Annotated in this window: 23 protein-coding genes; 19 read left to right on the top strand and 4 right to left on the bottom strand. The window is 59.9% G+C overall.

The annotated features are described in order from the left end of the window. Positions 1-51 precede the first annotated feature (51 nt). Positions 52-1,338 (top strand): phosphoribosylamine--glycine ligase, encoded by a 1,287-nt coding sequence (purD, locus tag HQ945_RS03665; protein ID WP_113281763.1) that lies wholly within the window; start codon positions 52-54, stop codon positions 1,336-1,338. Here purD and HQ945_RS03660 read toward each other — a convergent pair. Next, positions 1,333-2,604, bottom strand: a complete 1,272-nt coding sequence (locus tag HQ945_RS03660) for a glycoside hydrolase family 25 protein (protein WP_246272491.1) — start codon at positions 2,602-2,604, stop codon at positions 1,333-1,335. The genes purD and HQ945_RS03660 overlap by 6 nt on opposite strands. A 220-nt stretch (positions 2,605-2,824) precedes the next feature. Between HQ945_RS03660 and HQ945_RS03655 the strand changes: the two genes are divergently transcribed. Continuing rightward, positions 2,825-4,597: an acyl-CoA dehydrogenase family protein gene (locus HQ945_RS03655; RefSeq protein WP_113281761.1), complete on the top strand. Its 1,773-nt coding sequence runs from the start codon at positions 2,825-2,827 to the stop codon at positions 4,595-4,597. Positions 4,598-4,609: 12 nt separating this feature from the next. Beyond that, positions 4,610-5,362 (top strand): crotonase/enoyl-CoA hydratase family protein, encoded by a 753-nt coding sequence (locus HQ945_RS03650; protein WP_113281759.1) that lies wholly within the window; start codon positions 4,610-4,612, stop codon positions 5,360-5,362. Between the two features lie 21 nt (positions 5,363-5,383). Here the strand turns inward: HQ945_RS03650 and pdxH are convergent, their stop codons facing one another. Continuing rightward, a complete protein-coding gene (pdxH, locus tag HQ945_RS03645) occupies positions 5,384-5,992 on the bottom strand; it encodes a pyridoxamine 5'-phosphate oxidase (RefSeq protein WP_113281757.1) in 609 nt (202 codons plus the stop codon). 302 nt (positions 5,993-6,294) lie between these two features. Between pdxH and HQ945_RS03640 the strand changes: the two genes are divergently transcribed. The 5 genes from HQ945_RS03640 (at position 6,295) to HQ945_RS03620 (ending at position 10,674) form a co-directional block, all read left to right on the top strand. Continuing rightward, on the top strand, positions 6,295-7,368 hold the full coding sequence (locus tag HQ945_RS03640; RefSeq protein WP_162737263.1) for a glycosyltransferase family 2 protein: 1,074 nt from the start codon (positions 6,295-6,297) through the stop codon (positions 7,366-7,368). Positions 7,369-7,628: 260 nt separating this feature from the next. After that, entirely contained in the window at positions 7,629-8,099 is a 471-nt protein-coding gene (locus tag HQ945_RS03635; protein ID WP_343051168.1) for an RT0821/Lpp0805 family surface protein, read from the top strand. Positions 8,100-8,223: 124 nt separating this feature from the next. Then, a complete protein-coding gene (locus HQ945_RS03630) occupies positions 8,224-9,159 on the top strand; it encodes a DnaJ C-terminal domain-containing protein (protein ID WP_027230094.1) in 936 nt (311 codons plus the stop codon). Between the two features lie 91 nt (positions 9,160-9,250). Beyond that, complete coding sequence (gene fabI / locus HQ945_RS03625) at positions 9,251-10,069, top strand: enoyl-ACP reductase FabI (RefSeq protein WP_027230093.1); 819 nt, start codon at positions 9,251-9,253, stop codon at positions 10,067-10,069. 2 nt (positions 10,070-10,071) lie between these two features. Continuing rightward, on the top strand, positions 10,072-10,674 hold the full coding sequence (locus HQ945_RS03620) for a histidine phosphatase family protein (RefSeq protein WP_343051186.1): 603 nt from the start codon (positions 10,072-10,074) through the stop codon (positions 10,672-10,674). 5 nt (positions 10,675-10,679) lie between these two features. Here HQ945_RS03620 and HQ945_RS03615 read toward each other — a convergent pair whose 3' ends face one another. Further along, the gene (locus HQ945_RS03615) at positions 10,680-10,934 is read right to left on the bottom strand and encodes a DUF1344 domain-containing protein (RefSeq protein ID WP_027230091.1); all 255 of its coding nucleotides are present in this window, start codon (positions 10,932-10,934) and stop codon (positions 10,680-10,682) included. Positions 10,935-11,289: 355 nt separating this feature from the next. Here HQ945_RS03615 and HQ945_RS03610 point away from each other — a divergent pair, with 355 nt between their 5' ends. From HQ945_RS03610 to HQ945_RS03560, 11 genes are all read left to right on the top strand, one after another. Beyond that, positions 11,290-12,264, top strand: a complete 975-nt coding sequence (locus HQ945_RS03610) for a Bug family tripartite tricarboxylate transporter substrate binding protein (protein ID WP_162737262.1) — start codon at positions 11,290-11,292, stop codon at positions 12,262-12,264. A 156-nt stretch (positions 12,265-12,420) separates the two neighbouring features. Then, positions 12,421-13,515, top strand: a complete 1,095-nt coding sequence (gene aroC / locus HQ945_RS03605) for a chorismate synthase (protein WP_027230087.1) — start codon at positions 12,421-12,423, stop codon at positions 13,513-13,515. Between the two features lie 12 nt (positions 13,516-13,527). Further along, complete coding sequence (gene ribB, locus HQ945_RS03600; RefSeq protein WP_027230086.1) at positions 13,528-14,631, top strand: 3,4-dihydroxy-2-butanone-4-phosphate synthase; 1,104 nt, start codon at positions 13,528-13,530, stop codon at positions 14,629-14,631. A gap of 96 nt (positions 14,632-14,727) precedes the next feature. Beyond that, positions 14,728-16,011: a cystathionine gamma-synthase family protein gene (locus HQ945_RS03595; protein ID WP_113281753.1), complete on the top strand. Its 1,284-nt coding sequence runs from the start codon at positions 14,728-14,730 to the stop codon at positions 16,009-16,011. 72 nt (positions 16,012-16,083) lie between these two features. Continuing rightward, positions 16,084-16,662: a hypothetical protein gene (locus HQ945_RS03590; RefSeq protein WP_174207662.1), complete on the top strand. Its 579-nt coding sequence runs from the start codon at positions 16,084-16,086 to the stop codon at positions 16,660-16,662. 160 nt (positions 16,663-16,822) lie between these two features. Continuing rightward, positions 16,823-17,749 (top strand): histone deacetylase family protein, encoded by a 927-nt coding sequence (locus HQ945_RS03585; RefSeq protein WP_113281749.1) that lies wholly within the window; start codon positions 16,823-16,825, stop codon positions 17,747-17,749. 2 nt (positions 17,750-17,751) lie between these two features. Beyond that, positions 17,752-18,006, top strand: a complete 255-nt coding sequence (locus HQ945_RS03580) for an exodeoxyribonuclease VII small subunit (RefSeq protein ID WP_027230082.1) — start codon at positions 17,752-17,754, stop codon at positions 18,004-18,006. 82 nt (positions 18,007-18,088) lie between these two features. Next, a complete protein-coding gene (locus tag HQ945_RS03575; RefSeq protein WP_113281747.1) occupies positions 18,089-19,012 on the top strand; it encodes a pirin family protein in 924 nt (307 codons plus the stop codon). Between the two features lie 76 nt (positions 19,013-19,088). Further along, complete coding sequence (dxs, locus tag HQ945_RS03570) at positions 19,089-21,008, top strand: 1-deoxy-D-xylulose-5-phosphate synthase (RefSeq protein ID WP_091919444.1); 1,920 nt, start codon at positions 19,089-19,091, stop codon at positions 21,006-21,008. Positions 21,009-21,010: 2 nt separating this feature from the next. After that, positions 21,011-21,748, top strand: a complete 738-nt coding sequence (locus HQ945_RS03565; RefSeq protein ID WP_113281745.1) for a TlyA family RNA methyltransferase — start codon at positions 21,011-21,013, stop codon at positions 21,746-21,748. Continuing rightward, the gene (locus HQ945_RS03560) at positions 21,748-22,977 is read left to right on the top strand and encodes a class I SAM-dependent RNA methyltransferase (protein ID WP_113281743.1); all 1,230 of its coding nucleotides are present in this window, start codon (positions 21,748-21,750) and stop codon (positions 22,975-22,977) included. Before HQ945_RS03565 ends, HQ945_RS03560 begins: the two co-directional genes overlap by 1 nt. An 82-nt stretch (positions 22,978-23,059) precedes the next feature. Here HQ945_RS03560 and tldD read toward each other — a convergent pair whose 3' ends face one another. Beyond that, positions 23,060-24,472, bottom strand: a complete 1,413-nt coding sequence (gene tldD / locus HQ945_RS03555) for a metalloprotease TldD (protein WP_091919438.1) — start codon at positions 24,470-24,472, stop codon at positions 23,060-23,062. Positions 24,473-24,529 lie beyond the last annotated feature (57 nt).

Here is a 24,529-nt window from a genome sequence, read left to right as displayed (position 1 = left end):
GTCAAGGCCATACCGACACGGCAACTCGTAAACATGCGGAGCACGATGTCAATGAAAGTCCTGCTTATTGGGTCCGGTGGCCGGGAACACGCGCTGGCATGGAAGATCGCGGCCTCGCCCGTATTGACGAGGCTCTATTGCGCGCCGGGCAATCCCGGCATTGCCAAGGTCGCGGAGTGCGTCGCGCTCGACCCCGCCAACCATGCGCAGATCGTCGCTTTCTGCAAGGAAAACGCCATTGATTTCGTCGTGGTCGGACCCGAAGCACCTTTGGTTGCCGGGATAGCCGACGAACTTCGCGCCGCCGGCATTCTGGTTTTCGGTCCGTCCAAGGCTGCGGCTCGGCTTGAAGGCTCGAAGGGCTTCACCAAAGACCTTTGCGCCCGTTTCGAAATTCCGACTGGCGCCTACCAGCGTTTCACGCAAGCCGATGCCGCCAAGGCTTATGTCCGGCAACAGGGCGTGCCGATCGTCGTCAAGGCCGATGGTCTCGCCGCCGGCAAGGGCGTTGTGGTGGCATTCGAGCTGCAGGAAGCGCTCGACGCCGTTGACGCCTGTTTTTCCGGAGCCTTTGGCGGTGCCGGCGCCGAGGTCGTGGTGGAGGAATATCTCGATGGCGAGGAGGCAAGCTTCTTCTGCCTTTGTGACGGAAAGACCGCGCTTCCATTCGGCACCGCCCAGGATCACAAGCGCGTCGGCGAAGGCGATACCGGCGTCAACACCGGCGGCATGGGTGCTTATTCGCCCGCCCCGGTTATGCCGCAGGCGATGATCGACCGGACGATGCGCGAACTAATCGAGCCGACTATGCGCGGCATGGCGGAAATCGGCGCGCCGTTCAGCGGCATTCTCTTCGCGGGGCTGATGATCACGAAGGACGGGCCGAAGCTGATCGAGTACAACACGCGGTTTGGCGATCCGGAAACGCAGGTCCTGATGCTGCGCTTGAAGGACGATCTGCTGCTGCTGCTTAAGGCCGCTGCCGACGGCATGCTCGATCAGGTTTCGGTGCGCTGGAATGATGAACCTGCATTGACTGTTGTCATGGCCGCGCGGGATTATCCGGCTGCGCCTGAAAAGGGCAGCGTCATAAGGGGGCTCGATTCGGCTGCTGCGGACGGTTCCGTCGAGATATTTCATGCCGGAACGGCAGAGAAAGACGGCGAACTCGTCGCCAATGGCGGGCGCGTACTGAACGTTACCGCAAGCGGCCGTACCGTGGCGGAGGCTCAGGCCGCAGCCTACGCTGCCATTGCCAAGATAGATTGGCCGGAGGGCTTCTACAGGCGCGACATCGGCTGGCGGGCCATCGAGCGCGAAAAGACCGCCGCGCTATAGGAAGGGATCGAGCGCAGCAAGCTGCCCTTCCACCGTTTGCCTGGACTTGGGCACGAAGTATTTGAAGCAGTAATGGGTTACCACGACGCGCTGGTCGGGTGCCGCCGGCTCGGAGGCTTCGCGTAGACTGGTCCACAACTGCTCCACGGTCGCCTTGCGTGCCGACAGTCCATTCAGCCTTTCGTCGGTATCCAACTTCAGCGAGATCGAAGCTGTTATCGACCGGTCGACCTTGTCTGTGCGCGGGTCATTCCTTTCAAGCAGTGTCGAGGCTTCGGCAAGGAAGTTCGCTGCGGCGGCGTGCAATGTTACCGTCATTTCCTTCAGGCGCCGGTAATCAATAAGCGGCGGCTGTGCCGCTGCCATCAATATATCGTCGCGCGGCGAAGGGCGATTGCCTGGCATCGGCAAGTCGTCAGGTGGTATCGCATCAACCAGTTCGCCGAACGGCCACGCCCGCCGCAACTGCGCCACGGTCATATCGGTAATGTTGACGTCGATGTCGCGGTTGGTTCCGGCCGGGCGGTAGGGGCACTTCTGCTTGTTGCAGTTGCTCGGCGAGGTAAATTGCCAAAGGGCGTAATCGCGCCAGTTGCCTTTGGGAAAATGCGGCGCGATATCGCTTTCGTAGCGCGCGTACCAGAGCTGCAGGCGAGACAGGATCGGAAGCTCCAGGCGATGGTCGGCGATGTAACGCGCGGTCGTGCCATTCGTATAAAGGACCGGATAGCGCCCGATCCTGAACTTGATGTGCTCAGCGAAAATCTCCGCATCCTGCAGCGACATGAACTTCGACGGATCGTTCTCTTCGATATCGATGGCGACGAGTTCGTCGTCGCTCGGTTCGGCATAATCGACGAAATGGTTTGCCTGCTCGATGGGATTGCCCGGGCGCGCGAGGTGATAAGCGCCCCATTTTAACCCCAGCGCCTTCGCCAGAATCCGGCGTGTCTGGTAAAGCTCGCGTGAGACTGCATAATTGCGCCAGATGCGTTTGCACAGCTCCTGTTGCATGGCATCGGCGATGCGCTTGCACTGGTAGTTTGCCGGCAGGCCGTCCGATCCCTTGTGGATGAACGCCGCAATCCTCGGGTCTTTGGCGATTTCAACGAGATTGAAGGAATTGTGCTCGTAGCCGTCGAGAACGATGGCGCGCGCCTTGTTCGACCATGGCGTGGTGAATTCGGATGCCGCCTGCGCCGGGTCGCCGAGAAACAAGGCCGCGAGGACCGTTGCAATGGCAAATCTGGGCACGCGGATCGTCAAACGGAAATCCTTCACACGGTGCGATCAAACCCATACTAACCAAGGATGGTCGCCGCATCGCGGTTAATATTTGGTTAGTCACCGATTTTACACTCGCTGGGCCATCACGAAGCGAAAGCGCCTTATCCAAATATCTTACGTTTACGTAAAAATACACTTGCTTGCGCCCCGATGCGGTTGCAATGTGCGCCCGCTGCCATCACGCATGAGGAGACGTGACATGTACCGCGCGCCCGTCGAGGAAATCATCCACACGCTCAGAGTAACCGCCGGTCTTGACGCCGCGTTGGAAGAGGGCCGCTTCGGCGACCTTTCGGGTGACCTTGTCGATGCCATTGTCGAAGAGGCGGGGCGTTTTGCCTCGACGCGTGTTGCTCCCTTGCTTGAAGTCGGCGACAAGCATGGCACGCCGCTCAAGGATGGCGAAGTGACGACTCCGCCCGGCTGGAAGGAAGTCTATCGCGAGTGGATCGACGGCGGCTGGAACGCCTTGACCGGCCCCGAAGAGTTCGGAGGGCAGGGCCTGCCGATGATGCTTGCCATTGCAACATTCGAGATGTGGAACTCGGGCTCCATGGCCTTCGGGATCGGCCCGACGCTGACCCTTGGCGCTATCGAGGCGCTGGAAGCGCATGCGGCCGACGATCTTAGACAGCTTTATCTGCCGAAGCTCGTCTCCGGCGAATGGATGGGCACGATGAACCTTACGGAGCCGCAGGCCGGCTCCGATGTCGGCGCATTGCGCACGCGCGCCGAACGCGCCGAGGATGGCACCTATCGCATTTTCGGCAGCAAGATTTTCATTACCTATGGCGAGCACGACCTGACCGACAACATCGTCCATCTCGTCCTCGCCCGGCTTCCCGACGCACCGCAGGGAACGAAAGGTATCTCGCTGTTTCTCGTGCCGAAAGTCCTTGTCAACAAGGACGGCTCGCTCGGCGCCCGCAATGATGTTTTCTGCGGCGGCGTCGAACACAAGATGGGCATCCACGGCTCGCCCACCTGCACGATGATCTACGGGGACGGATTTGCCAAGGATCGCGAGCCGGGTGCGGTCGGCTGGCTGATCGGTGAGGAAAACCGCGGTCTCGCCTGCATGTTCACCATGATGAACAACGCCCGCCTTGCGGTCGGGATACAGGGGGTCGCTGTTGCCGAGACTGCCTATCAGAAAGCGCTCGCCTATGCCGAGGACCGCCGCCAGATGCGAGCGCCCGGCTGGAAGGGCGAAGGCATGAGTCCGATCGTCGAGCACCCCGATGTCCAGCGCAATCTATTGACGATGAAGGGCCTGACCGGTGCCGCGCGCGCAATAGCCTATGCCTGTGCCCATGCCATCGACATGGCGAAGACCGGCGAAGGCGATGAGGCGCGGTTTTGGTCGGATCGGGCCAATCTGTTGACGCCGGTCGCCAAGGCTTTCTCGACCGATATAGGCGTGGACGTTGCGTCAATCGGTATCCAGGTTCATGGCGGCATGGGCTATATCGAGGAGACGGGCGCCGCACAGCTGCTGCGTGATGCGCGCATTGCGCCGATCTATGAAGGCACGAACGGCATTCAGGCGATCGACCTTGTCCAGCGCAAGCTGTCGCTTGCCGGCGGCCAGCATTTCGCCGGCTATATCGCCGAATTGCGGGAAGTCGCGGAAGCCGTCAACGCCTCGAACAGCATCGAGTTTGGCGAGACCGCAAAGCGCCTGTTTGATGGCCTCGACGATCTTGCTGAAGCGGGTTCCTGGCTGCAGGCGGCAATCGCCGCGGGCAGGGTCAGCGACGCCTTTGCGGGGGCGACGCCTTTCCTGCGGCTCTTCGGTCTTGCCGCGGGCGCGACCTATCTCGCCAAGGCAGCTGTCGGCGGCAACAATGCCGGGCGCTCGGCACTTGCACGATTCTTCGCCGAAAATCTTCTCGCCGAAACGGCGGCGCTAAAGGACCGCGTCATTCATGGCGCCGCCAGCCTGCTCGCCGCGCGCACGGCGCTTTCTTAACAGGGGACCGATATGTCGGAGCATATACAAATCGAGCGCCACGGCGCGGTTCAAGTCATTCGCATGAATCGACCCGACAAGAAGAACGCGCTGACACGCACAATGTATGCGGCGATGTTGAAGGCAATTGCCGACAGCGACAGCGATCCAGACATCCGCGCCAATGTCTTTTTCGGCGTGCCGGGCGCATTTTCCTCCGGTAACGACCTGCAGGACTTCATGGCCTTCGCCACCACGGGCCAAATGGGCACCGAGGTCATCGACTTTCTCGTAACGGTCGCCAATGCGAAAAAGCCGCTGCTCGCGGGTGTAGACGGCCTTGCCATCGGTGTCGGATCGACGTTGCAGCTTCATTGCGACTTGAGCTTTGCGACACCACAGTCCTATTTCAAGACGCCGTTTGTCGATCTCGGCCTCGTCCCGGAAGCGGCATCGAGCCTGCTCGGACCGACTCTGATGGGGCAGCAACGCGCCTTTGCCTTTCTCGCCATGGGTGATGGCTTGAATGCGGTCGAGGCGAAGGAAGCCGGGCTGATCTACCGGTTGGTGGAGACAGACGAACTCGAGGCGTCCGTGTTGAAGGCGGCGACCGAAATCGCCGCCAAGCCGCCGCAGGCGATGCAGATTGCCCGCGATCTGTTGCGGATGCCGCGGCAGGAAACCATCGACCGCATCCATCTCGAGGCCAAGCTCTTTGCCGAGCGCCTTCAGTCGGACGAGGCGCGGGCGGCGTTCATGGCATTCCTCAGCCGCAAGAAAGGCTAGAGCCCAGATCTTGAACGCAGCTTAGGGATAGAGCCGCGTCTTGTTCCAGTCACCGGCTGGCTCGTCGCGGCTGAAGACCACGCGGTCGTGCAGGCGGAACGGCCGGTCGTGCCAGAATTCAATGGATGTCGGGCGAATCCGGAAACCTGACCAATGGTCGGGACGCGGGATTTCGCCGATCGCGTAGCGGGCCGTATATTCGGCCACGGCCTTTTCCAGCGCAAACCGGCTTTCGAGCGGTCGCGACTGCTTCGACGCCCATGCGCCGATGCGGCTGCCACGCGGCCGCGTGGCATAATATGCGTCGGCCTCTTCCTTGCTGACGATTTCGACTGGGCCGCGTACACGCACCTGCCGGCGCAGTGACTTCCAGTGGAAGCACATGGCAGCCTTCATCGATCCGAGGATTTCCTCGCCCTTCCGGCTCTCGAAATTCGTATAAAAAACAAAGCCTTGTGTATCGAAGCCTTTCAAGAGAACCATGCGCACGTCCGGCAGGCCGTCTGAATCGACGGTCGCAAGCGCAACGGCGTTCGGATCGTTGGGCTCGGTTTTGGTGGCATCCCCCAGCCATTTCGCGAAGAGGGCGAATGGCTCGGAATTCTCAGTGAAGTCATCTGTTGATGTCATGGGTCTCGATCATTCCATAGGTTTCGAAGACGGGTGCCGAGGTCGCTTGACGGCGTATCCTCAACTCCGGTTAGAGTCTTCGAATTTTGTTACCTTCTCCATGCCCTGCATGGCAAGCGGCACCTGGCTTCCAGCTAAATAAGATGGCACGTGAGCGCGCTTGAGGTCTGCGACGGGACGTTAATGAACCGATTCCTCGGTCTATTTATGAAACATTTTCGAATCGGTTACATTTATTGAGTGTGGCGCCGCAAGTATTGCGTGGACCGCCCGCACAAAATCCTGGAGTTGAGGACGCCTCGTTGAACAACACATGCTATCCTTCGCGAAATTCCATCGGACTTCGGCACCGTGGTTTTCTGGCGGCTGTCCGCACATGGCTCAAAGAGCTAAAGGCTGCTCCTCTGCTGTCAAGCCAACTCGGAATGCATCAGATCGCGACAGCGACGTCAAAATATACGGACGGTGACATTGCAGTTGTGGTGCCAGTCAGAAATGAAAGGAAATTTCTAGGCTCGTTTCTGACGCATTACAGAAAACTCGGGGTCGCGCGTTTTATCGTTATTGACGACCAATCCTGTGATGGAACCGTCGAATATCTAACCGCCCAGAATGACGTCGACCTCTGGCGGTCGACGGTTAGATACGCGGACGCTCAACGCTCGATCCTGTGGAGGGAATGGATTTTCAACCACTATGGTCAGAACCGGTGGTACCTCAATCTGGATGTAGATGAGTATCTTGTTTATCAGGACTGCTACCAGCGACCGATCACTGACGTCGCTGCGCATCTTTCTATCCAGCAACATTTTAGAATGGCCGCCCCCATGATCGACTTATATCCGGGGGAGCATTCATGCGCGAACCTTTCCGATGATGTTCCGCCCTGGGAGATAGCAAACCAGTTTGATGCCACCGGGTATGTTATCGGACAGGCGAGTTCGGGATGGTCGATAAAGGGCGGTTTACGAGGCAGGAAGTTCGGCTTGTCGAACCAACTGATAAAATACCCGCTTACCTACTGGGATAGCGAAAGCTCGTTGTCTCGTGGAATACACAAGCCCAGGCCGTTCAAGCGCAATTTCGGCCCGATATACGGTGTTCTGCTGCACTTCAAATTTTTCTCTGATCTTAAGCAGAAAGTCGACACAGCTATCGAAGACTGCCAATACTTCTCCAATGCTGCGGAATATCAGCTTATCGCCAAAGTCCTTGCCGAAACGCCCGAGCTTCAACTGCATGATGTCCAATACTCTGCCGGGTACGAGGGACCTGGCCAACTCATCGGGCTTGGCTTCATGAGAGAGCTATGGATGATCATTGTCGCCTTCATGGGATTCGCCAGCACGTTTCAATTTCTGCTCGATGGAATATGAGGGGCGAGCAGACACCTCGTTTCGTGGGTTGCTCCTCGCAACCGAGGTCGGTGCACGCCTGTCACGGTTCGCGTCCAGGTGATGCTTCTCTCCCGCTTTCCAAAAGAGCTTTCCACAGAAAACCGGCACGTTTTTCAAAGCTGACTTGGATACCCGAAAGCTAACGATTTGATAACGTTCGATGGGTGGGTAATCCGTTGTTAACTTCATTTAATCCATAGTCCCATAGTCATTTCGAATTGACCCTGTTAGAGAAAGGCATGTTTTTGGCGTTTCCACGATCCGGTAGCAAGCAATTCCGTGCAGATAAGCGGCGTGCAGGCGGGCTCTTTAAAGGCTCCGCGATCATCGTCGTCTTTGGCTTGCTCCAGGGCTGTGCCATGAAGGGTTTCAGTATCGAGAAGGCGGTTCCGGACCAGACAGCTGTGACCGGTTCGGTCGCTCCGGCGCAAGCCGTCGATGCGAAAGGATCGTCCGATCAGACGACCGTCCGCAATATCGTCTCCGCGCTTAATTTCACCCAATGGGGCAAAAAACCCGTGCCGTGGTCCAACCCGGAAACCGGCAGCCAGGGCACCATCACCGCTATTGCCGAAAAGAAGAACGAGACAGAGCTTTGCCGCGAATTCCAGACATCGCGCGAGTCGTTCGACGGGGTCATGCTCTATAAGGGCGAGACGTGCATGCAAAATGGCGGCCAGTGGACGTTGAAATCGTTCGCCCCTATGTAAGCGGTTGCAAGCTTTGAGCTGTTTTCGTAGTTTTTTGCATCAAATCTCTGGAATTTCTTCCTATTCATGAGCATATAGCTGCGGAATCCCAGGACATCTCGCTCGTGCGAGGAAAGGCAGACACATGCGCGATCCCTATAGCGTGTTGGGCGTCGCCAAGACGGCGAAGCCAGAAGAAATAAAATCGGCGTTTCGCAAGCTCGCCAAGAAATACCATCCCGACCAGAATCAGGATGATCCGAAGGCGCAGGCAAATTTCTCCGAGATCAACCAGGCCTATGAAATTGTCGGCGACAAGGAGCGCCGGGGCCAGTTCGATCGCGGCGAGATTGACGCGGAAGGCAAGCAGCGCGCTCCCCATGGTTTTGAAGGTTTTGGTGGCGGCGAGGGCGATCCTTTCGCCGGTTTCGGCGGTGCGCGCCATCGGCCGGGCGGTTTCGAATTCCGCTCGAGCACGGCCGGCAATTCCGGCTTCGGGGCGGAAGACATATTGAGCAGCCTCTTCGGCGAGGGCGCCGGCATGGGTGGCGCCGGCTTCGGCGGCGCGCGCCGCGCTGGACCGCGCAAGGGCGCTGATCTCCAGGCAACCATCGATATCACGCTCGAGCAGGCCGCGGGTGCCGAGAAGGTCGAGGCGATTTTTCCGAACGGCAAGCGGCTTGCGATCAAATTGCCTACCGGCGTCGAGAACGGCCAGACGATTCGGCTCAAGGGTCAGGGCGAGGAAGTATTGGGCGGCACCGCGGGCGATGCTCTGGTGACGATCCGTTTCAAGCCGCACCCTGAGTTCCGCGTCGATGGTCGGGACATCCATGTCGAACTGCCGGTATCGCTGCGCGATGCCGTTCTCGGATCGCGCCAGGAAGTTGATACGTTGAATGGCCGCGTGGCGGTCAAAGTCGCGCCCTGGACGAGCTCCGACCGCGTTTTGCGGCTGAAGGGCAAGGGTTTGCCGAAAAAGGGCGAGGGACATGGCGATCTCTTCGTTCATGTTCGCATCATGCTGCCCGAAAATCGCGATCCGGCGCTCGAAGCATTCCTGCGCGAATCCGGCAACTGAAAAACCAAAACGACATTGAGAGCATGCTTGAAGCCCGGCGCGGGCTGTGCGATACCGCACATCGATCATAAGTCTCATGAAGGGTTGGTATATGACCGCCAAAACCGGTTTGATGCAGGGTAAACGGGGCCTGATTATGGGCGTGGCCAATAACAGGTCCATCGCCTGGGGCATTGCCAAGGCGGCTCATGACGCTGGCGCCGAACTCGCTTTCACATATCAGGGCGACGCTTTGAAGAAGCGGGTCGAGCCGCTTGCGGAGGAACTCGGCGCTTTTCTCTGTGGCCATTGCGATGTCGGCGACGCCGCGACCATCGATGCCTGTTTTGCAGCTCTCGAAGAGAAATGGGGCAAGCTCGATTTCCTCGTGCACGCCATCGGATTTTCCGACAAGGACGAATTGACCGGCCGTTATGTCGACACGTCCGAAGCCAATTTCAGCAAGACCATGCTGATCTCGGTCTATTCGTTGACGGCAGTTGCCAAGCGCGCCGAAAAGCTGATGACAGATGGCGGCTCCATCCTGACGCTCACCTATTACGGCGCCGAAAAAGTGATGCCCAACTATAACGTCATGGGCGTTGCCAAGGCCGCGCTCGAGGCGAGCGTCAAATATCTCGCGGTTGATCTCGGCCCCGACAATATTCGCGTCAATGCCATTTCCGCCGGACCGATCAAGACGCTTGCCGCATCAGGCATCGGCGATTTCCGCTATATTCTCAAGTGGAACGAGTACAATGCGCCGCTGCGCCGCACGGTCAGCATCGAGGAAGTGGGCGACGCCGGTCTCTATTTCCTTTCCGACCTTTCCCGCTCGGTCACCGGCGAAGTGCATCACGTCGACAGCGGCTATCACGTCGTCGGCATGAAAGCCGTGGACGCACCTGACATTTCCGTCGTGAAAGATTGAGCATCGCAGTGATCCCGCCCGACACGCTGATTTATTTCTCGCGTCACGGCGAGACCGACTGGAATGTGACGGAGCGAATCCAGGGGCAGGAAGATATCGATATCAATGCGCGCGGCCGCGCTCAAGCCGACCGCAACGGCGATCTGATCAAGTCGCTCATCGGCGACGGCGCAGGATTCGATTTCGTTGCGAGTCCGTTGCGCCGCACACGCGAGACCATGGAACGCATCCGCACCCGAATGGGTGTCGATCCGGCTGCCTACCACACCGATCCGCGCCTGATGGAAGTCAGCTTCGGCGACTGGCAGGGCTATATGATCGAGGACATCGCCAGGAAGACGCCGGAACTCGTCGAGGAACGTGCGCGCAACAAGTGGACCTTCGTGCCGCCCGGTCCAACAGCCGAGAGCTATGCGATGCTCGGCATCCGCGTGGCGAACTGGCTGTCCGAGGTGAAGGGGCCGACCGTGTGCGTTACGCATGGCGGTTGCCTTCGCACCATTTTCCAGATGATCAACGGGTTGGATGGCCACGACGCGGCCAACCTCGCCATCACGCAGGATCACATCCTGCGCCTTGAGCACGGCAAGCTTACCTGGCTTTAGCCAGATTATTCCTGGGTTTCTTCAATATCGGTGATGAAGCGTTCCTTGTTGACGACGTCGAACATCAACGTGACCTTCATTCCCTTCTCGATGACGCTGAGATCGAACTCGCCCGGCAATTTATAGACCTTGCCGTCGTCGAGCGTGATCGTCGAATTGTCCTCGTCGATCTTGGTGATTGTCCCTTGGGCATCGTCCGCAAGCGCACCGACCGGGAGCAGGGAGGCAATAAACATGAATGTTGCTACAAAGAAGCGCATTTTCGAATCCTCTTTATCAAATCGGTGGTCGGGCGACGCGCACACTTAGAGCGATGATTTGTGGCAAAAGAATTGCGAATCTGCGGTAGATTTGTTGAAATCAGAACCGTCGACCCGAACGCGCCCTCCATCCGGAAACGGCATAAACTACAGCTCCTGGTTTTCCATGGCTCTCGCGATTTTGATCACCGCGGCGGCCGCCGGCCGGATTTGACGGCCTTGCACACGGCTCCTTTGCCGCGCTTTGTTAAGTCCTTCATACCGCCATAAGTCTTATTGCTTAATCCCTGCACGCCGTTATGTTTTGATGATTACGATATGCATTGAATCAACCGAGATTATGGAGGAGATATTCATGGGGTTTAACAGACGCACCGTTCTTGGACTTGCCGCGGGTTCGATCGTTGCATCGGTATTGCCTGCCGCTGCCGAGACATTTCCGGAGCGGGCCATTACATTGGTGGTGCCTTTTGCCGCCGGCGGATCCACCGATCTCGTTGCCCGCCTCGTCGCAGCCAATATGTCGAAATCGCTCGGGCAGCAGGTGATCGTCGAGAACGTCGGCGGTGCCGGTGGCAATCTCGGTGCGGCTCGCGTCGCCAAGGCAGATCCGGATGGCTATACGATTCTAATGGGAACCGTCGCGACCCACGCGCTCAATCCGCTCATGCTGAAGACCAAGCCCTATGACCCGGTGACGGATTTCGCGCCGGTCTCGCTTCTTGTCGTCGTTCCCAACGTGCTCGTGGTCAATCCGCAGCTGCCGGTCAACAATGTCAAGGAACTCATCGATCTGTTGAAGGCCAATCCCGACAAGTACTCCTATGCTTCATCCGGGAACGGTACGCCGCTGCATCTTTCGGGTGAGCTGTTCAAGAGCATGGCCGGCGTGAAGATGGAGCATATTCCGTATAAGGGCGCAGGTCCGGCCTTGAACGACCTTCTCGGCAATCAGGTTTCGATCATGTTCGACAATCTGCCCTCTTCGTCGGCCCATATAAAGGCGAAGTCGCTCAAGGGCCTCGGCGTCACGACGAAGGAGCGTGCGCCGTCCTTCCCGGATATGCCGACGGTGGCCGAGACCGTGCCTGGCTATGAGACCTACACCTGGAACGCGCTGTTTGCGCCTGCGGGCACCCCGCCTGAGATTGTCGCCAGCCTCAACAAGGCCGCCAATACCGCGCTCACCAATCCCGAACTGATCACGCGCATGAACGATTTCAGCGCGCAGATCGTCGGATCGACGCCGGAAGCGCTTGCCGACCATGTGAAGGCGGAAATCGCCAAATGGGAGCCCATCGTCAAAAGCACAGGCGTGACTTTGGACTGATCTGTTTCCAAGATCTTTTCGTCGGCGGCGAAACCGTCGCCGGCGAAAGCAATCGCGGGAGCATAAGGATCCGCACCGCATTGAGAATTTAGCAGCGACGGGTTTGACCACGGGAGGAAACACTCATAAAACGCCTCCCAAAGGCGGGTAACCCACATGTCGCACAATACCTTCGGTCATCTTTTTCGTGTCACCACCTGGGGCGAAAGCCACGGCATAGCGCTTGGCTGCGTGGTCGATGGCTGTCCGCCGGGAATTTCCTTCACGGAAGCCGAAATCCAGGCCTATTTAGACAAGCGCAAGCCCGGCCAGTCGAAGTACACGACGCAGCGGCGCGAGCCTGACCAGGTCAAGGTCTTCTCGGGCGTGATGTTGCAGGATGACGGCGTCACCATGATCTCGACGGGAACGCCGATCTCGATGATGATCGAGAATACCGACCAGCGCTCCAAGGATTATGGCGATATCGCCCGCCAGTATCGCCCCGGCCACGCCGATTATACCTACGATGTGAAGTATGGCATTCGCGACTATCGCGGCGGTGGGCGCTCCTCGGCCCGCGAGACCGCCGCGCGCGTCGCTGCCGGCGCCATTGCGCGCAAAGTCGTGCCGGGTCTTGTGGTGCGCGGCGCGCTGGTCGCAATGGGGATACATTCGATCGACCGTGCTCGCTGGGACTGGGCCGAGGTCGACAACAACCCGTTCTTTACACCCGATGCCGGCTCGGTCGAAACCTTTGCCGCCTATCTCGATGGCATCCGCAAGGCGGGCTCGTCGATCGGTGCGGTCATCGAGGTTGTCGCGGAGAATGTGCCTGCAGGTCTTGGCGCGCCGGTCTATGCCAAGCTCGATCAGGATATTGCAAGCTACCTCATGTCGATCAACGCCGTGAAGGGCGTTGAAATCGGCGACGGTTTCGAGTCGGCCAGGCTCAGCGGCGAGGAGAACGCCGATGAGATGCGCATGGGCAATGACGGCAAACCCATATTCCTCTCCAATCATGCCGGCGGTATACTGGGCGGAATTTCGAGCGGCGCGCCGGTCGTTGCCCGCTTTGCCGTCAAGCCGACCTCGTCGATCCTGACCCCGCGCCGCAGCATCGATGCCGATGGCCAGCAGGTTGATGTGATGACCAAGGGCAGGCACGACCCTTGCGTCGGCATCCGTGCCGTACCGATCGGCGAAGCGATGGTCGCATGCGCCATCGCGGATCATTATTTGAGGCATCGCGGCCAGACCGGCCGCATTTAGGGGGGCGCTTTCATGGCTTACAATCAAAAACGGGTCGTCGATGCTCTGCGCGCCTTCGAACGCGGCGAAATCGTCGTCGTGATGGATGATGACGGACGCGAGAATGAGGGCGATCTGATCGTTGCGGCCGTGCATTGCACGCCGGAAAAGATGGCGTTCATCGTCCGCCACACCTCGGGCATCGTCTGTACGCCCATGCCCCGCGACCATGCGCGGCGTCTCAATCTCGCGCCGATGGTCGCCGAGAACGACGCGCCGCATGCAACGGCGTTCACCGTGACGGTGGATTACAAGCATGGCACCACGACGGGCATTTCCGCCGATGATCGTACGCTCACCGTGCGCAATCTCGCCAATCCCAATGCAGGCGCGGCGGATTTTGTCCGGCCCGGACACATTTTCCCGCTTGTCGCGCGCGAAGGCGGCGTCCTCATGCGCTCCGGACATACCGAAGCTGCCGTCGACCTGTGCAAGCTTGCCGGGCTTCCGCCAGTCGGCGTCATCTGCGAACTCGTCAATGACGATGGCTCGGTAATGCGCGGCCCGCAGGTCGCGGCCTTTGCCGAGACGAACAATCTGCACCAGGTAACGGTGGCCGACCTCATCGCCTATCGGCAGCGCAAGGAGACCTTGATCGAGCGCATCGGCGAATATGATATCGACACGTGCGCTGGCAAGGCGAGGGCCATTACCTATGCCTTGCCGTGGGAGCCCATGCACCACGCGGCTATCGTCTACGGCGATATTCGTGACGGCGAGGATGTGCCGGTACGCCTGCAGCGCGAAGACGTCTTGAGCGATGTATTCGGCGCGCGCAACACGCTCGACAGCATCATGAAGCGCATTGCTGAAGAAAAGCGCGGCGTCATCGTTTATCTGCGCGAAGGCTCCGTCGGCGTCGGCCGTGACGATGACCGCAATCGTGCCACCCTGCAGGACCGCGAGGCCCACGCCGAGGCGAAGGTGCGCGAGGAGGAATGGCGGCAGATCGGTCTTGGCGCGCAGATCCTTAAAGATCTTGGCATCACCTCGATCCGGCTTCTATCCTCGCGCGAGCGCCACTATGTCGGCCTCGAAGGCTTCGGCATCCAGATCACGAAGACGGACATCCTCTAACCTTCAAACTGTTGCGATTAGCCGGGCAAATTCGCAAGGAACGATCTTCCCATCTGCTATAGTCTCGCTGGTAAGGCTACCAGCGAGGAGACTGTTATGACCGCGCCCCATCCCTCCAAAACCCGCATCGGCAATCACGAGTTGCATCCTGAAACCCTGATGCTCAATTACGGTTATGATCCGGAATTGTCCGAAGGCGCGGTGAAGCCGCCAGTATTTCTCACCTCGACCTTCGTGTTCAAGTCGGCGGAGGAGGGGCGGGATTTCTTCGATTTCGTCTCGGGGCGGCGCGAGCCGCCGGAGGGCACCGGCGCCGGGCTCGTCTATTCGCGCTTCAACCATCCGAACAGCGAAATCGTCGAGGACAGGCTTGCCGTCTACGAGCGTACGGAAAGCTGTGCCCTGTTCTCGTCCGGCATGTCGGCCATCGCAACGACGCTCCTCGCTTTCGTCCGTCCCGGCGATGCAATCCTTCATTCGCAGCCGCTTTACGGCGGCACGGAAACGCTGCTTGCGAAGACCTTCCTCAATATGGGCGTAGCGGCAGTCGGTTTTGCCGACGGTGTGAACGAGACAACCGTTCAAGCTGCCGCCGAGGACGCGATGAAGCGTGGGCGGGTCTCCGTGATCTTGATCGAAACGCCAGCCAATCCGACGAACAGCCTCGTTGACGTGGCGATGATCCGCCGGGTTGCCGACGCAATTGCCGAAACGCAAGGCCATCGGCCCGTGATCGCCTGCGACAACACATTGCTCGGCCCGGTGTTCCAGCGCCCCATCGAGCATGGTGCCGATATTTCGCTCTATTCCCTGACCAAATATGTCGGCGGCCATTCCGATCTTATCGCGGGCGCGGCCCTCGGCTCCAAGGCCGTCATGAAACAGGTCAAGGCGCTGCGCGGCGCTATCGGCACCCAGCTCGATCCGCACTCGTGCTGGATGCTCGGCCGCTCGCTCGAAACGCTTGGGATTAGAATGGAGAAGGCCAATAACAACGCGGCCATCATCGCCGACTTTTTGCGCGAGCACCCGAAGGTCGAGAAAATCCACTACCTGCCTTATCACGACCCGGCATCGCCGCTCGGCAAGACCTTTGCCGCGCAATGCACCGGCGCGGGCTCGACCTTCTCGTTCGATATTGTCGGTGGTCAGCCTGCGGCATTCAAGTTCCTGAATGCCCTGCAGATCTTGAAGCTTGCGGTGAGCCTTGGCGGCACGGAATCACTTGCGAGCCACCCGGCGACGATGACGCATTCGGGCGTGCCCTTCGATGTGCGCCAGCGTATCGGCGTTCTCGATTCGACCATCCGCCTGTCGATTGGCATCGAGCATCCGGACGATCTGGTCGCAGATCTTACGCAGGCCCTGGGTGAAGCCTAGCGCCCGGTTGCCCCTGCAACTCGACCGGGAAGGGCGCCGGCTTTCGAGTTTGAGCGCCGCGATCGAGTTCAGTTGCTGCCTGCGGAAGAAATCAAGGAGGCCTTGCTGGTCGCGGGCGAGAAGCAGGGGATAATATTTGGGCACGCAATCCTGTTTGCCACTGGCCAAGCCCGCCTCAAGGATCGATGCCGCCTTGTCGAGATCGCCTTTGACGATGGCGATGACAGCCAAGCAGTTGAGGTTTGCGAAAAAATACCGCGAATTCTCCGGGTCATTCGAGCGGTGTGCAACGAAATCGTCGATCGTATTGATGGCGCGCAACTCAGGCAGCGCCTCGAACTCGATCATATCGCGAAGAAGCTGCAGCGATTCCGGATCGCGCGTGTCCCAAAGCCGTCCTGGTATGTAGAGCATTCGCCCACCGCTCAGCGACCAACCGCCAAAGTTCAAAAACGACAGGTTCACGGCTGTATCGGCAGCAAACGTGAACGGGTCACTCCGACGGTCTATGCACACAAATCGCAGGACATGTCGGACCGACTTGATTATCAGCTTACGGTTGACGAGCGCGAGGTCATGGTGGCGTTCGAGCAAGGGAGCGACGAGTTTCTTGACATCGGAGATGGTAGTCATGTGTTCACGCGCAATTGACGGGACCTTGTTATGAGAGGGTTGTTCGCTACGCCACGTCAATTCGACTTTCGTATCAACCCGTCCACTTTCGCCTTGAACAAGCTGCTCCGACCGGTGCAAATTCGCTCTGCAACTAATTGGTCATGGTCATGCCCTTTTGGCAGCGCAGAAAGTTTTCATGGTTACTCGCCTTTATACGCATCCGATCTATCTCGAACACCTAACGCTCCCGGGCCACCCCGAGCGTCCCGACCGGCTGCGCGCGCTCGCCAAGGTGCTGGAGGATAGCGCTTTTGACGGTCTGGACCGTGCCGAAGCGCCGATGGGTGATGAGGCGACGATCCTTTATGCGCATCCGCAGGAATTTATCGAGCGCGTCCGCGGCACGATACCGGATGAGGGGCTGACGCGCGTCGATGCCGATACGACAGTCAGCCCGAAAAGCTGGGAGGCGGCCTTGACGGCGATCGGCGCGGCCAACGCCGCCATCGACGATGTGTTTGCTAAGCGGGCGGACAATGTCTTCGTTGCCTCGCGCCCGCCCGGCCATCACGCCGAGCGCAACAAGGCCATGGGCTTTTGCCTTTTTAACAATGCCGCGATTGCCGCACGCCATGCGCAAAAGGCGCACGGCGTCGAACGGGTCGCGATTGTCGATTGGGACGTCCACCACGGCAACGGCACCCAGGAAATTTTCTGGGACGATCCCTCGGTGCTCTATTGTTCGACGCACCAGATGCCGCTCTATCCCGGCACCGGTGCGAAATCCGAAACCGGCGCCGGCAATATCGTCAACGCGCCGCTTGCACCGATGACCGGCAGCGACCATTTCCGCGAAGCGTTCACCACGCGGATTCTGCCCGCGCTCGATACTTTCCAGCCCGAACTCATCATCATTTCGGCGGGCTTCGACGCGCATCGCCGCGATCCGCTCGCCGAAATCAACCTCGATGAAGAGGATTTCGACTGGGCAACCGCCATGCTCATGGAAAGAGCTGGGAGCTTTGCTGGAAATCGCCTTGTCAGCCTTCTTGAAGGCGGCTACGACCTCAAGGGAATGTCGCTCTCCGCGGGCGCGCATATCAAACGCTTGATGGAAGGTTGACCATGGCAGACGCCCCGAACAATACCGATATCGCTGCCATGAGCTTCGAACAGGCGCTCGACCAATTGGAGAAGATCGTCGATGACCTCGAGCGCGGTGACGTGCCACTCGAACAGTCGATTCGCATCTACGAGCGCGGCGAAGCGCTGAAGAAACATTGCGATGCCTTGCTGAAAGTTGCCGAAGACAAGGTCGAAAAGATTCGCCTCGGCCGTGACGGACAGCCGGTCGGCACCGAGCCGCTTGATCCCGAGTAATTGAGCGACGCTGTTCAACGGCGCGCCGGGACTCTATGGTTGGTATCAATTCGGGTCGTGGTGTGACCCAAGGAGTGCGCCCATGAGCTTTTTCCCTGGCAATGACCCCGAGCCCGGCGACAGGACGGCCGCCGACGCCATCGAAACGCTGATCATTCCTCGCACCAGCGATATCGGCAATCTTGAAGTGCGCCGCGCGCTGCCGACTGCCAAGCGCCGGCTCGTCGGCCCTTTCATTTTTTTCGACCGCATGGGCCCGGCAATTCTGCGTCCGAGCCAGGGTATCGACGTGCGCCCGCACCCCCATATTGGACTCTCGACAGTGACCTACCTTTTCGACGGCCAGATACGCCATCGCGACAGCCTCGGCACCGAAATGGTTATTCGTCCAGGCGACGTGAACCTGATGACGGCGGGGCGCGGCATCGTCCATTCGGAACGGTCGCCGGAAGAATTGCGCAAGGAGCCGCTGCCGATTTCTGGCCTGCAGACCTGGCTCGCCTTGCCGGACCATCTCGAAGAGATCGACCCGGCCTTTGCCAATACCGGCGTCGCCGAGCTTCCTTCGATGAGCGAAAACGGCGTCGACGTGCGCGTGGTCATGGGAACGTTCCACGGCGCCAAGTCAGCGGTACAGCAGCACGCCGAAACGCTCTATGTCGATATTCGCCTTGCACCCGGAAAACGCATCCAGATACCGGGGACAGCGGCCGAAGAGCGGGCGATCTATACGCTGGAAGGCCCGGTCGAGGTCGCCGGCGAGACATTCCCGGCCGACCGCCTGCTAGCGTTTCGCAGCGGCGACGAAATCATCATCAGTGCACCGGAAGGCGCGCATTTCATGCTTTTTGGCGGCGCAGCTCTGCCCTCTCAGCGCTATATCTGGTGGAATTTCGTCTCGTCGTCCAAGGAGCGTATCGAACAGGCCAAGGAAGAGTGGCGCAGCGGCCGCTTCGATATCGTCCCTGGCGACGAAGAAGAATTCATTCCCCTGCCGGAGGGGTAGGGCAAAGGCCCGGCTCCTTGCCGCACAGGTCGATTTACTCTAGGAACGCCTGACTTTTTAAACGGAGCCTCGCACCTTGGCCAAGAATTTTGACACACCGCTGCTCGACCGCGTCAAGATCCCCTCGGACCTGCGCGCGCTACCGGAGTCGGACCTGCCGCAACTCGCTTCTGAGCTGCGCACCGAGCTTATCGATGCGGTGTCGACGACCGGTGGTCATCTTGGCGCGGGCCTCGGCGTCGTCGAGCTCACCATTGCGCTCCACCATGTCTTCAACACGCCTCACGACCGTATCATCTGGGATGTCGGCCATCAGGCCTATCCGCACAAGATCCTGACCGGTCGGCGCGACCGCATCCGGACCTTGCGCCAGGAGGGCGGGCTTTCCGGTTTCACCAGGCGGAGCGAAAGTGAATACGATCCATTCGGCGCTGCCCATTCGTCCACCTCGATTTCCGCCGGGCTCGGCATGGCTGTCGCCAGCGACCTCGCCGGAACGAGGCGCAATGTCGTCTCCGTCATCGGCGATGGTGCCATGTCGGCGGGCATGGCCTACGAGGCGATGAACAATGCCGGCGCGCTCGATGCGCGGCTCGTGGTCATTCTCAACGACAACGACATGTCGATTGCGCCGCCGACCGGCGCAATGAGCGCCTATCTTGCGCGCCTCGTTTCCGGCCGGGCCTATCGCACGTTTCGCGAGACGGCAAAACAGTTGGCGAAGAAACTGCCAAAATTCCTGCAGGAAAAGGCGCGGCTTTCGGAAGAATATGCGCGCGGATTCTGGACTGGCGGCACCATGTTCGAGGAGCTCGGCTTCTATTATGTCGGCCCGATCGATGGCCATAAGCTCGATCATCTGCTTCCGGTTCTGAAGAACGTGCGAGACACGATGGACGGTCCTGTCTTGATCCACGTCGTCACACAAAAGGGCAAGGGCTATGCCCCTGCCGAGGCGGCAGCCGACAAATATCATGGCGTCAACAAGTTCGACGTGATCACCGGCGCGCAGGCAAAACCGCCTGCAAACGCACCGAGTTACACGAAGGTCTTCGCGACGAGCCTTATTGAGGAAGCGCGCCATGACGACAGGATCGTCGCTGTCACGGCGGCGATGCCGGGCGGAACCGGTCTCGATCTCTTCGGGGAAGTATTTCCGCAGCGCACGTTTGACGTCGGCATTGCCGAACAGCATGCGGTAACTTTTGCGGCCGGCATGGCGAGCGAAGGATACAAGCCCTTCGCCGCCATCTATTCGACCTTCCTGCAGCGCGGCTACGATCAGGTCGTCCATGACGTGTCGTTGCAGAACTTGCCCGTACGCTTTCCGATCGACCGCGCTGGACTTGTCGGCGCCGACGGCGCAACGCACGCCGGCTCGTTCGACACCGGCTTTCTTGCTGCCTTGCCGGGTTTTGTTGTCATGGCCGCATCGGACGAGGCCGAACTTCGCCATATGGTCCGAACGGCCGCCGCTTACGATGAAGGTCCGATTTCCTTCCGCTACCCGCGCGGCGATGGCATCGGCGTCGACCTGCCGGAGCGTGGAGCGATCCTCGAGATCGGCAAGGGACGCATTGTCCGCGAGGGCGCCAAGGTCGCGCTGCTGTCGTTCGGAACGCGCTTGCAGGAGTGCCTCGTTGCCGCCGATGAACTCGACGCCGCCGGTCTTTCCACCACGGTCGCCGATGCACGGTTCGCCAAGCCGCTCGACGAGGACCTCATTCGCCGCCTCGCGCGCGAACACGAGGTTCTCGTCACCGTCGAGGAAGGCGCGGTCGGCGGCTTCGCCTCGCACGTGCTGCATTTCCTCAGCCGCGACGGGCTTCTCGACCATGGCCTGCGCGTCCGCGTGCTGACCCTGCCGGACGCCTACCAGGATCACGCCAAGCCCGAAGCCATGTATGCGCGCGCCGGGCTCGACAGCGCCGGTATTGTACAGGCCGTATTCAATGCGCTCGGACGCGATCAACTGGTTGCGCCAGCACGCGCGTGACAATGCGGCTTGACCAGCTTCTGGTTGAACGAGACTTCTTTGCCAGTCGCTCGCGCGCCCGCGATGCGATCGTGCGTGGGACTGTCAAAGTGGATGGTGCCGTCGTCACCAAGCCGGGCGCGGTGATTGGCGCAGCCGCCATCATCCTCGTTGACGACCCCGCCAGCGCCTACGTTTCCCGCGCTGCGCTCAAGCTCATTGCCGGCCTCGACCATTTCGACATTCCCATTGCTGGGCGAGCAGCCCTGGATATCGGCGCTTCGACCGGCGGCTTCACGCAAGTGCTGATTGAACGCGGCGCGGCCCATGTCATAGCTGTCGACGTAGGGCACGGACAGTTGCATGAGCGGCTGCGCGGCGACCCGCGGATAACCAATCTTGAATCGCTCAATGCGCGGGAACTGACCCGAGACCATCTTGGCGGTCTGAAGGCCGATCTCGTCGTCTCCGACGTCAGTTTCATCTCGCTGAAACTTGCATTGTCGCCAGCCCTCGATCTGGCCGAACCCGGGTCGCACTGCGTCCTTCTCGTCAAGCCGCAATTCGAAGCCGGGCGCGAGGCCATCGGCAAGGGCGGAATTTTGCGCAATCCGAAGGATGGCGAACGGGTGGCGGATGATCTAAGGAAATGGCTCGATGCAATGCCGGACTGGAACGCGCTCGGACTTTGTCCTTCGCCGATCGAAGGCGGCGACGGCAACCGCGAGTATCTTCTCGCCGGATTGAAAAGAAAAGTTTGATGAGTACACGCGTTACAATCGAGAAGATGGGAGCGGGCGGCGACGGCATCGCCTCGACGGCATCCGGGATCGCCTACGTTCCGTTCTCACTTCCGGGCGAGACCGCCAATATCGCGCTCGACAATGGCCGGGGCACGCTCATGGCTCTCCTCGAAGCCTCGCCGGAGCGCATCGCTCCTGCCTGCCGCCACTTCGAAGAGTGCGGCGGCTGCGCGCTGCAACATTGGCAGGATGAACCCTATCGGGTGTGGAAGCGCTCGCTGGTTCAGGAAGCCCTCGCGGGAAGGGGGCTTGTTTTCGAACTCGAGCCGCTGGTGCCCTGCATGCCGCAGACCCGCCGCCGGGTGGTGTTTGCGGCTCGCACGAGCGATCACGGCGCCGTTCTAGGCTTCAATCGCCATCTCAGCCATGATCTCATCGACATTTCGGAATGCCCGGTGACCCTGCCCGATATCGTGTCGCGCCTCGATGACCTGCGCGATCTCGTTGCGGTTGTCGGTGGGGGGATGAAGCCGTTTCGATTGACCGTGACGGCAACAGCCTCGGGTCTCGACATCATGGTCTCGGGCTGCCAGGCCCCGGACGCCGCAAAGCGCCAGGCCCTAACGGCGCTGGTGCTGAAGAAGGGCTTTGCCCGCTTGACCTATGAAGGCGAAATCATCGTTGAACCGCGCAGGCCCATGGTTCAATTTGGCAGGGTGCCGGTATTTTTGCCAGCCGGCGGCTTCCTGCAGGCGACAGTCGATGCAGAAAACGCCATGGCAGCTCTGGTGACCGCCCATCTTGCCAAGGCCAAGAAGACGCTCGACCTTTTTGCGGGTGCCGGCACGTTCGCCTTGCGGATTGCCGAGAAATCCGCGGTGCATGCGGTGGAGGGCGATGCAGCGGCGGTGGCCGCGCTTGACCGTAGCGTGCGCCAGGTACAGGGCCTGAAGCCGGTGACCGCCGAACGCCGCGATCTCTTCCGCCGGCCGTTTCTTGCGCGTGAACTCGCGCCCTTCAACGGACTTGTTTTCGATCCGCCGCGTGCCGGCGCCGAAGCGCAATCGATCGAGATTGCCAAATCCACCGTGCCGAAAGTCGCGGCGGTGTCATGCAATCCCGTCACGCTGGCACGAGACTTGAGTATTCTCGTCAAGGGCGGCTACCGGATCGACCGCGTGATCCCGATCGATCAGTTTCTTTGGTCACCCCATGTCGAGGCCGTGGCGCTGTTGAGCAAGAAATAGAGGCTTGAATTGGAGGCACCCCTCTGTCCTGCCGGACAGAGGGGTGAAACTTGCCTGTTTACACCTAGGCGATAAAGGCCGGTTAAACCGAGGTGCCGCCGACCGTCATCTGGTCCATGCGCAGATGCGGTTGGCCGACGCCGACGGGTACCGACTGCCCCGCCTTGCCGCACATACCCATCCCGGTATCAAGCTGCAGGTCATTGCCGATCATCGAGATGCGCTGCATTGCGTCCGGCCCGTTGCCGATCAGCATGGCGCCCTTGATCGGCGCACCGACCTTGCCATTCTCGATCAGATAGGCCTCGGTGCAACCGAAGACGAATTTGCCGGAGGTGATATCCACCTGACCGCCGCCGAACGAGACGGCGTAGATACCCTTCTTGACCGAAGCGATGATTTCCTCGGGCGTCTTGTCGCCGTCGAGCATATAGGTGTTGGTCATGCGTGGCATCGGCACGTGCGCGTAGGATTCGCGCCGGCCATTGCCGGTCGGTTGCATGCCCATGAGACGGGCGTTCTGCCGGTCCTGCATGTAGCCGACGAGAATGCCGTCTTCGATCAGCACCGTCTTGTTGGTCGGCATGCCCTCGTCGTCGATCGTCAACGATCCGCGCCGTTCCGCAATGGTCCCGTCATCGACCACGGTGACGCCCTTGGAGGCGACCCGCTGTCCGAGCAGTCCGGCAAAGGCGGACGTCTTCTTGCGATTGAAATCGCCTTCAAGGCCATGGCCGACAGCTTCATGCAGCATGACGCCGGGCCAACCACTCGAAAGCACGATATCCATGGTGCCGGCGGGGGCGGGGATGGCTTCGAGATTAACGAGCGCCTGTCGCAGTGCTTCGTCCGCGGCGTGATGCCATTTGTCGGTCGCGATGAACTCGCCAAAACCTTTGCGGCCGCCGGTGCCGAACGATCCGCTTTCCTGGCGGTCACCTTCACCGACGACGACACTGACGTTGAGGCGGACCATCGGGCGTATGTCGCGCACGAAATGGCCGTCGGCGCGCAAAATCTCGACCTGCTGCCACGACCCAGCGAGCGAGACCGAGACCTGTCGAACCTTGGGATCCTTGTCGCGAAGGTAGGCGTCGATCTCCTGCAGCAACTTGACTTTCGCCTCGAATGTCGGCGACCCGAGCGGATTTTCGTCGCTATAGAGGCTGCGATTGGTTCCGGGTGGGGCAGCGGTATAGGTGCCGGCATAGCCGGTACGGATCGCGGATGCGGCATCCGCGGCGCGCTTCAGGGCACCAAGCGACAACTCGCCCGCGTGAGCATAGCCGACGCCTTCACCAGCAACGGCGCGCAGGCCAAAGCCCTGATCCTGATTGAAAGACCCGTTCTTCAGGCGGCCATTGTCGAAGACAAGGCCTTCCGATTCTCTGTACTCGAGAAACAGTTCGCCATCGTCGGCGCCGGCAAGGCTTTTCTTGACCGTTTCAAGGACTTTTTCACGGGGCACATCAAAACTGTCGATAAGGCTTTTCATAATAAAACGTCCGTTTCAAAATACATGAACGGCATGTAGGCCATTCATCGGCCCACG

It is taken from the genome of Phyllobacterium pellucidum (assembly GCF_013327855.1).
GTDB lineage: Bacteria > Pseudomonadota > Alphaproteobacteria > Rhizobiales > Rhizobiaceae > Phyllobacterium > Phyllobacterium pellucidum.
This window is presented reverse-complemented; position numbering and strand designations above follow the sequence as displayed.

What these genes read in the sequence shown, in the direction of transcription:
- purD (WP_113281763.1), top strand. Translation starts at nt 52, where the DNA reads ATGAAAGTCCTGCTTATTGGGTCCGGTGGCCGGGAACACGCGCTGGCA.
- HQ945_RS03630 (WP_027230094.1), top strand. Translation starts at nt 8,224, where the DNA reads ATGCGCGATCCCTATAGCGTGTTGGGCGTCGCCAAGACGGCGAAGCCA.
- fabI (WP_027230093.1), top strand. Translation starts at nt 9,251, where the DNA reads ATGACCGCCAAAACCGGTTTGATGCAGGGTAAACGGGGCCTGATTATG.
- HQ945_RS03635 (WP_343051168.1), top strand. Translation starts at nt 7,629, where the DNA reads ATGTTTTTGGCGTTTCCACGATCCGGTAGCAAGCAATTCCGTGCAGAT.
- HQ945_RS03595 (WP_113281753.1), top strand. Translation starts at nt 14,728, where the DNA reads ATGACCGCGCCCCATCCCTCCAAAACCCGCATCGGCAATCACGAGTTG.
- HQ945_RS03585 (WP_113281749.1), top strand. Translation starts at nt 16,823, where the DNA reads ATGGTTACTCGCCTTTATACGCATCCGATCTATCTCGAACACCTAACG.
- HQ945_RS03615 (WP_027230091.1), bottom strand. Translation starts at nt 10,934, where the DNA reads ATGCGCTTCTTTGTAGCAACATTCATGTTTATTGCCTCCCTGCTCCCG.
- HQ945_RS03655 (WP_113281761.1), top strand. Translation starts at nt 2,825, where the DNA reads ATGTACCGCGCGCCCGTCGAGGAAATCATCCACACGCTCAGAGTAACC.
- tldD (WP_091919438.1), bottom strand. Translation starts at nt 24,472, where the DNA reads ATGAAAAGCCTTATCGACAGTTTTGATGTGCCCCGTGAAAAAGTCCTT.
- HQ945_RS03610 (WP_162737262.1), top strand. Translation starts at nt 11,290, where the DNA reads ATGGGGTTTAACAGACGCACCGTTCTTGGACTTGCCGCGGGTTCGATC.
- HQ945_RS03565 (WP_113281745.1), top strand. Translation starts at nt 21,011, where the DNA reads ATGCGGCTTGACCAGCTTCTGGTTGAACGAGACTTCTTTGCCAGTCGC.
- HQ945_RS03650 (WP_113281759.1), top strand. Translation starts at nt 4,610, where the DNA reads ATGTCGGAGCATATACAAATCGAGCGCCACGGCGCGGTTCAAGTCATT.
- aroC (WP_027230087.1), top strand. Translation starts at nt 12,421, where the DNA reads ATGTCGCACAATACCTTCGGTCATCTTTTTCGTGTCACCACCTGGGGC.
- pdxH (WP_113281757.1), bottom strand. Translation starts at nt 5,992, where the DNA reads ATGACATCAACAGATGACTTCACTGAGAATTCCGAGCCATTCGCCCTC.
- ribB (WP_027230086.1), top strand. Translation starts at nt 13,528, where the DNA reads ATGGCTTACAATCAAAAACGGGTCGTCGATGCTCTGCGCGCCTTCGAA.
- HQ945_RS03575 (WP_113281747.1), top strand. Translation starts at nt 18,089, where the DNA reads ATGAGCTTTTTCCCTGGCAATGACCCCGAGCCCGGCGACAGGACGGCC.
- HQ945_RS03580 (WP_027230082.1), top strand. Translation starts at nt 17,752, where the DNA reads ATGGCAGACGCCCCGAACAATACCGATATCGCTGCCATGAGCTTCGAA.
- HQ945_RS03560 (WP_113281743.1), top strand. Translation starts at nt 21,748, where the DNA reads ATGAGTACACGCGTTACAATCGAGAAGATGGGAGCGGGCGGCGACGGC.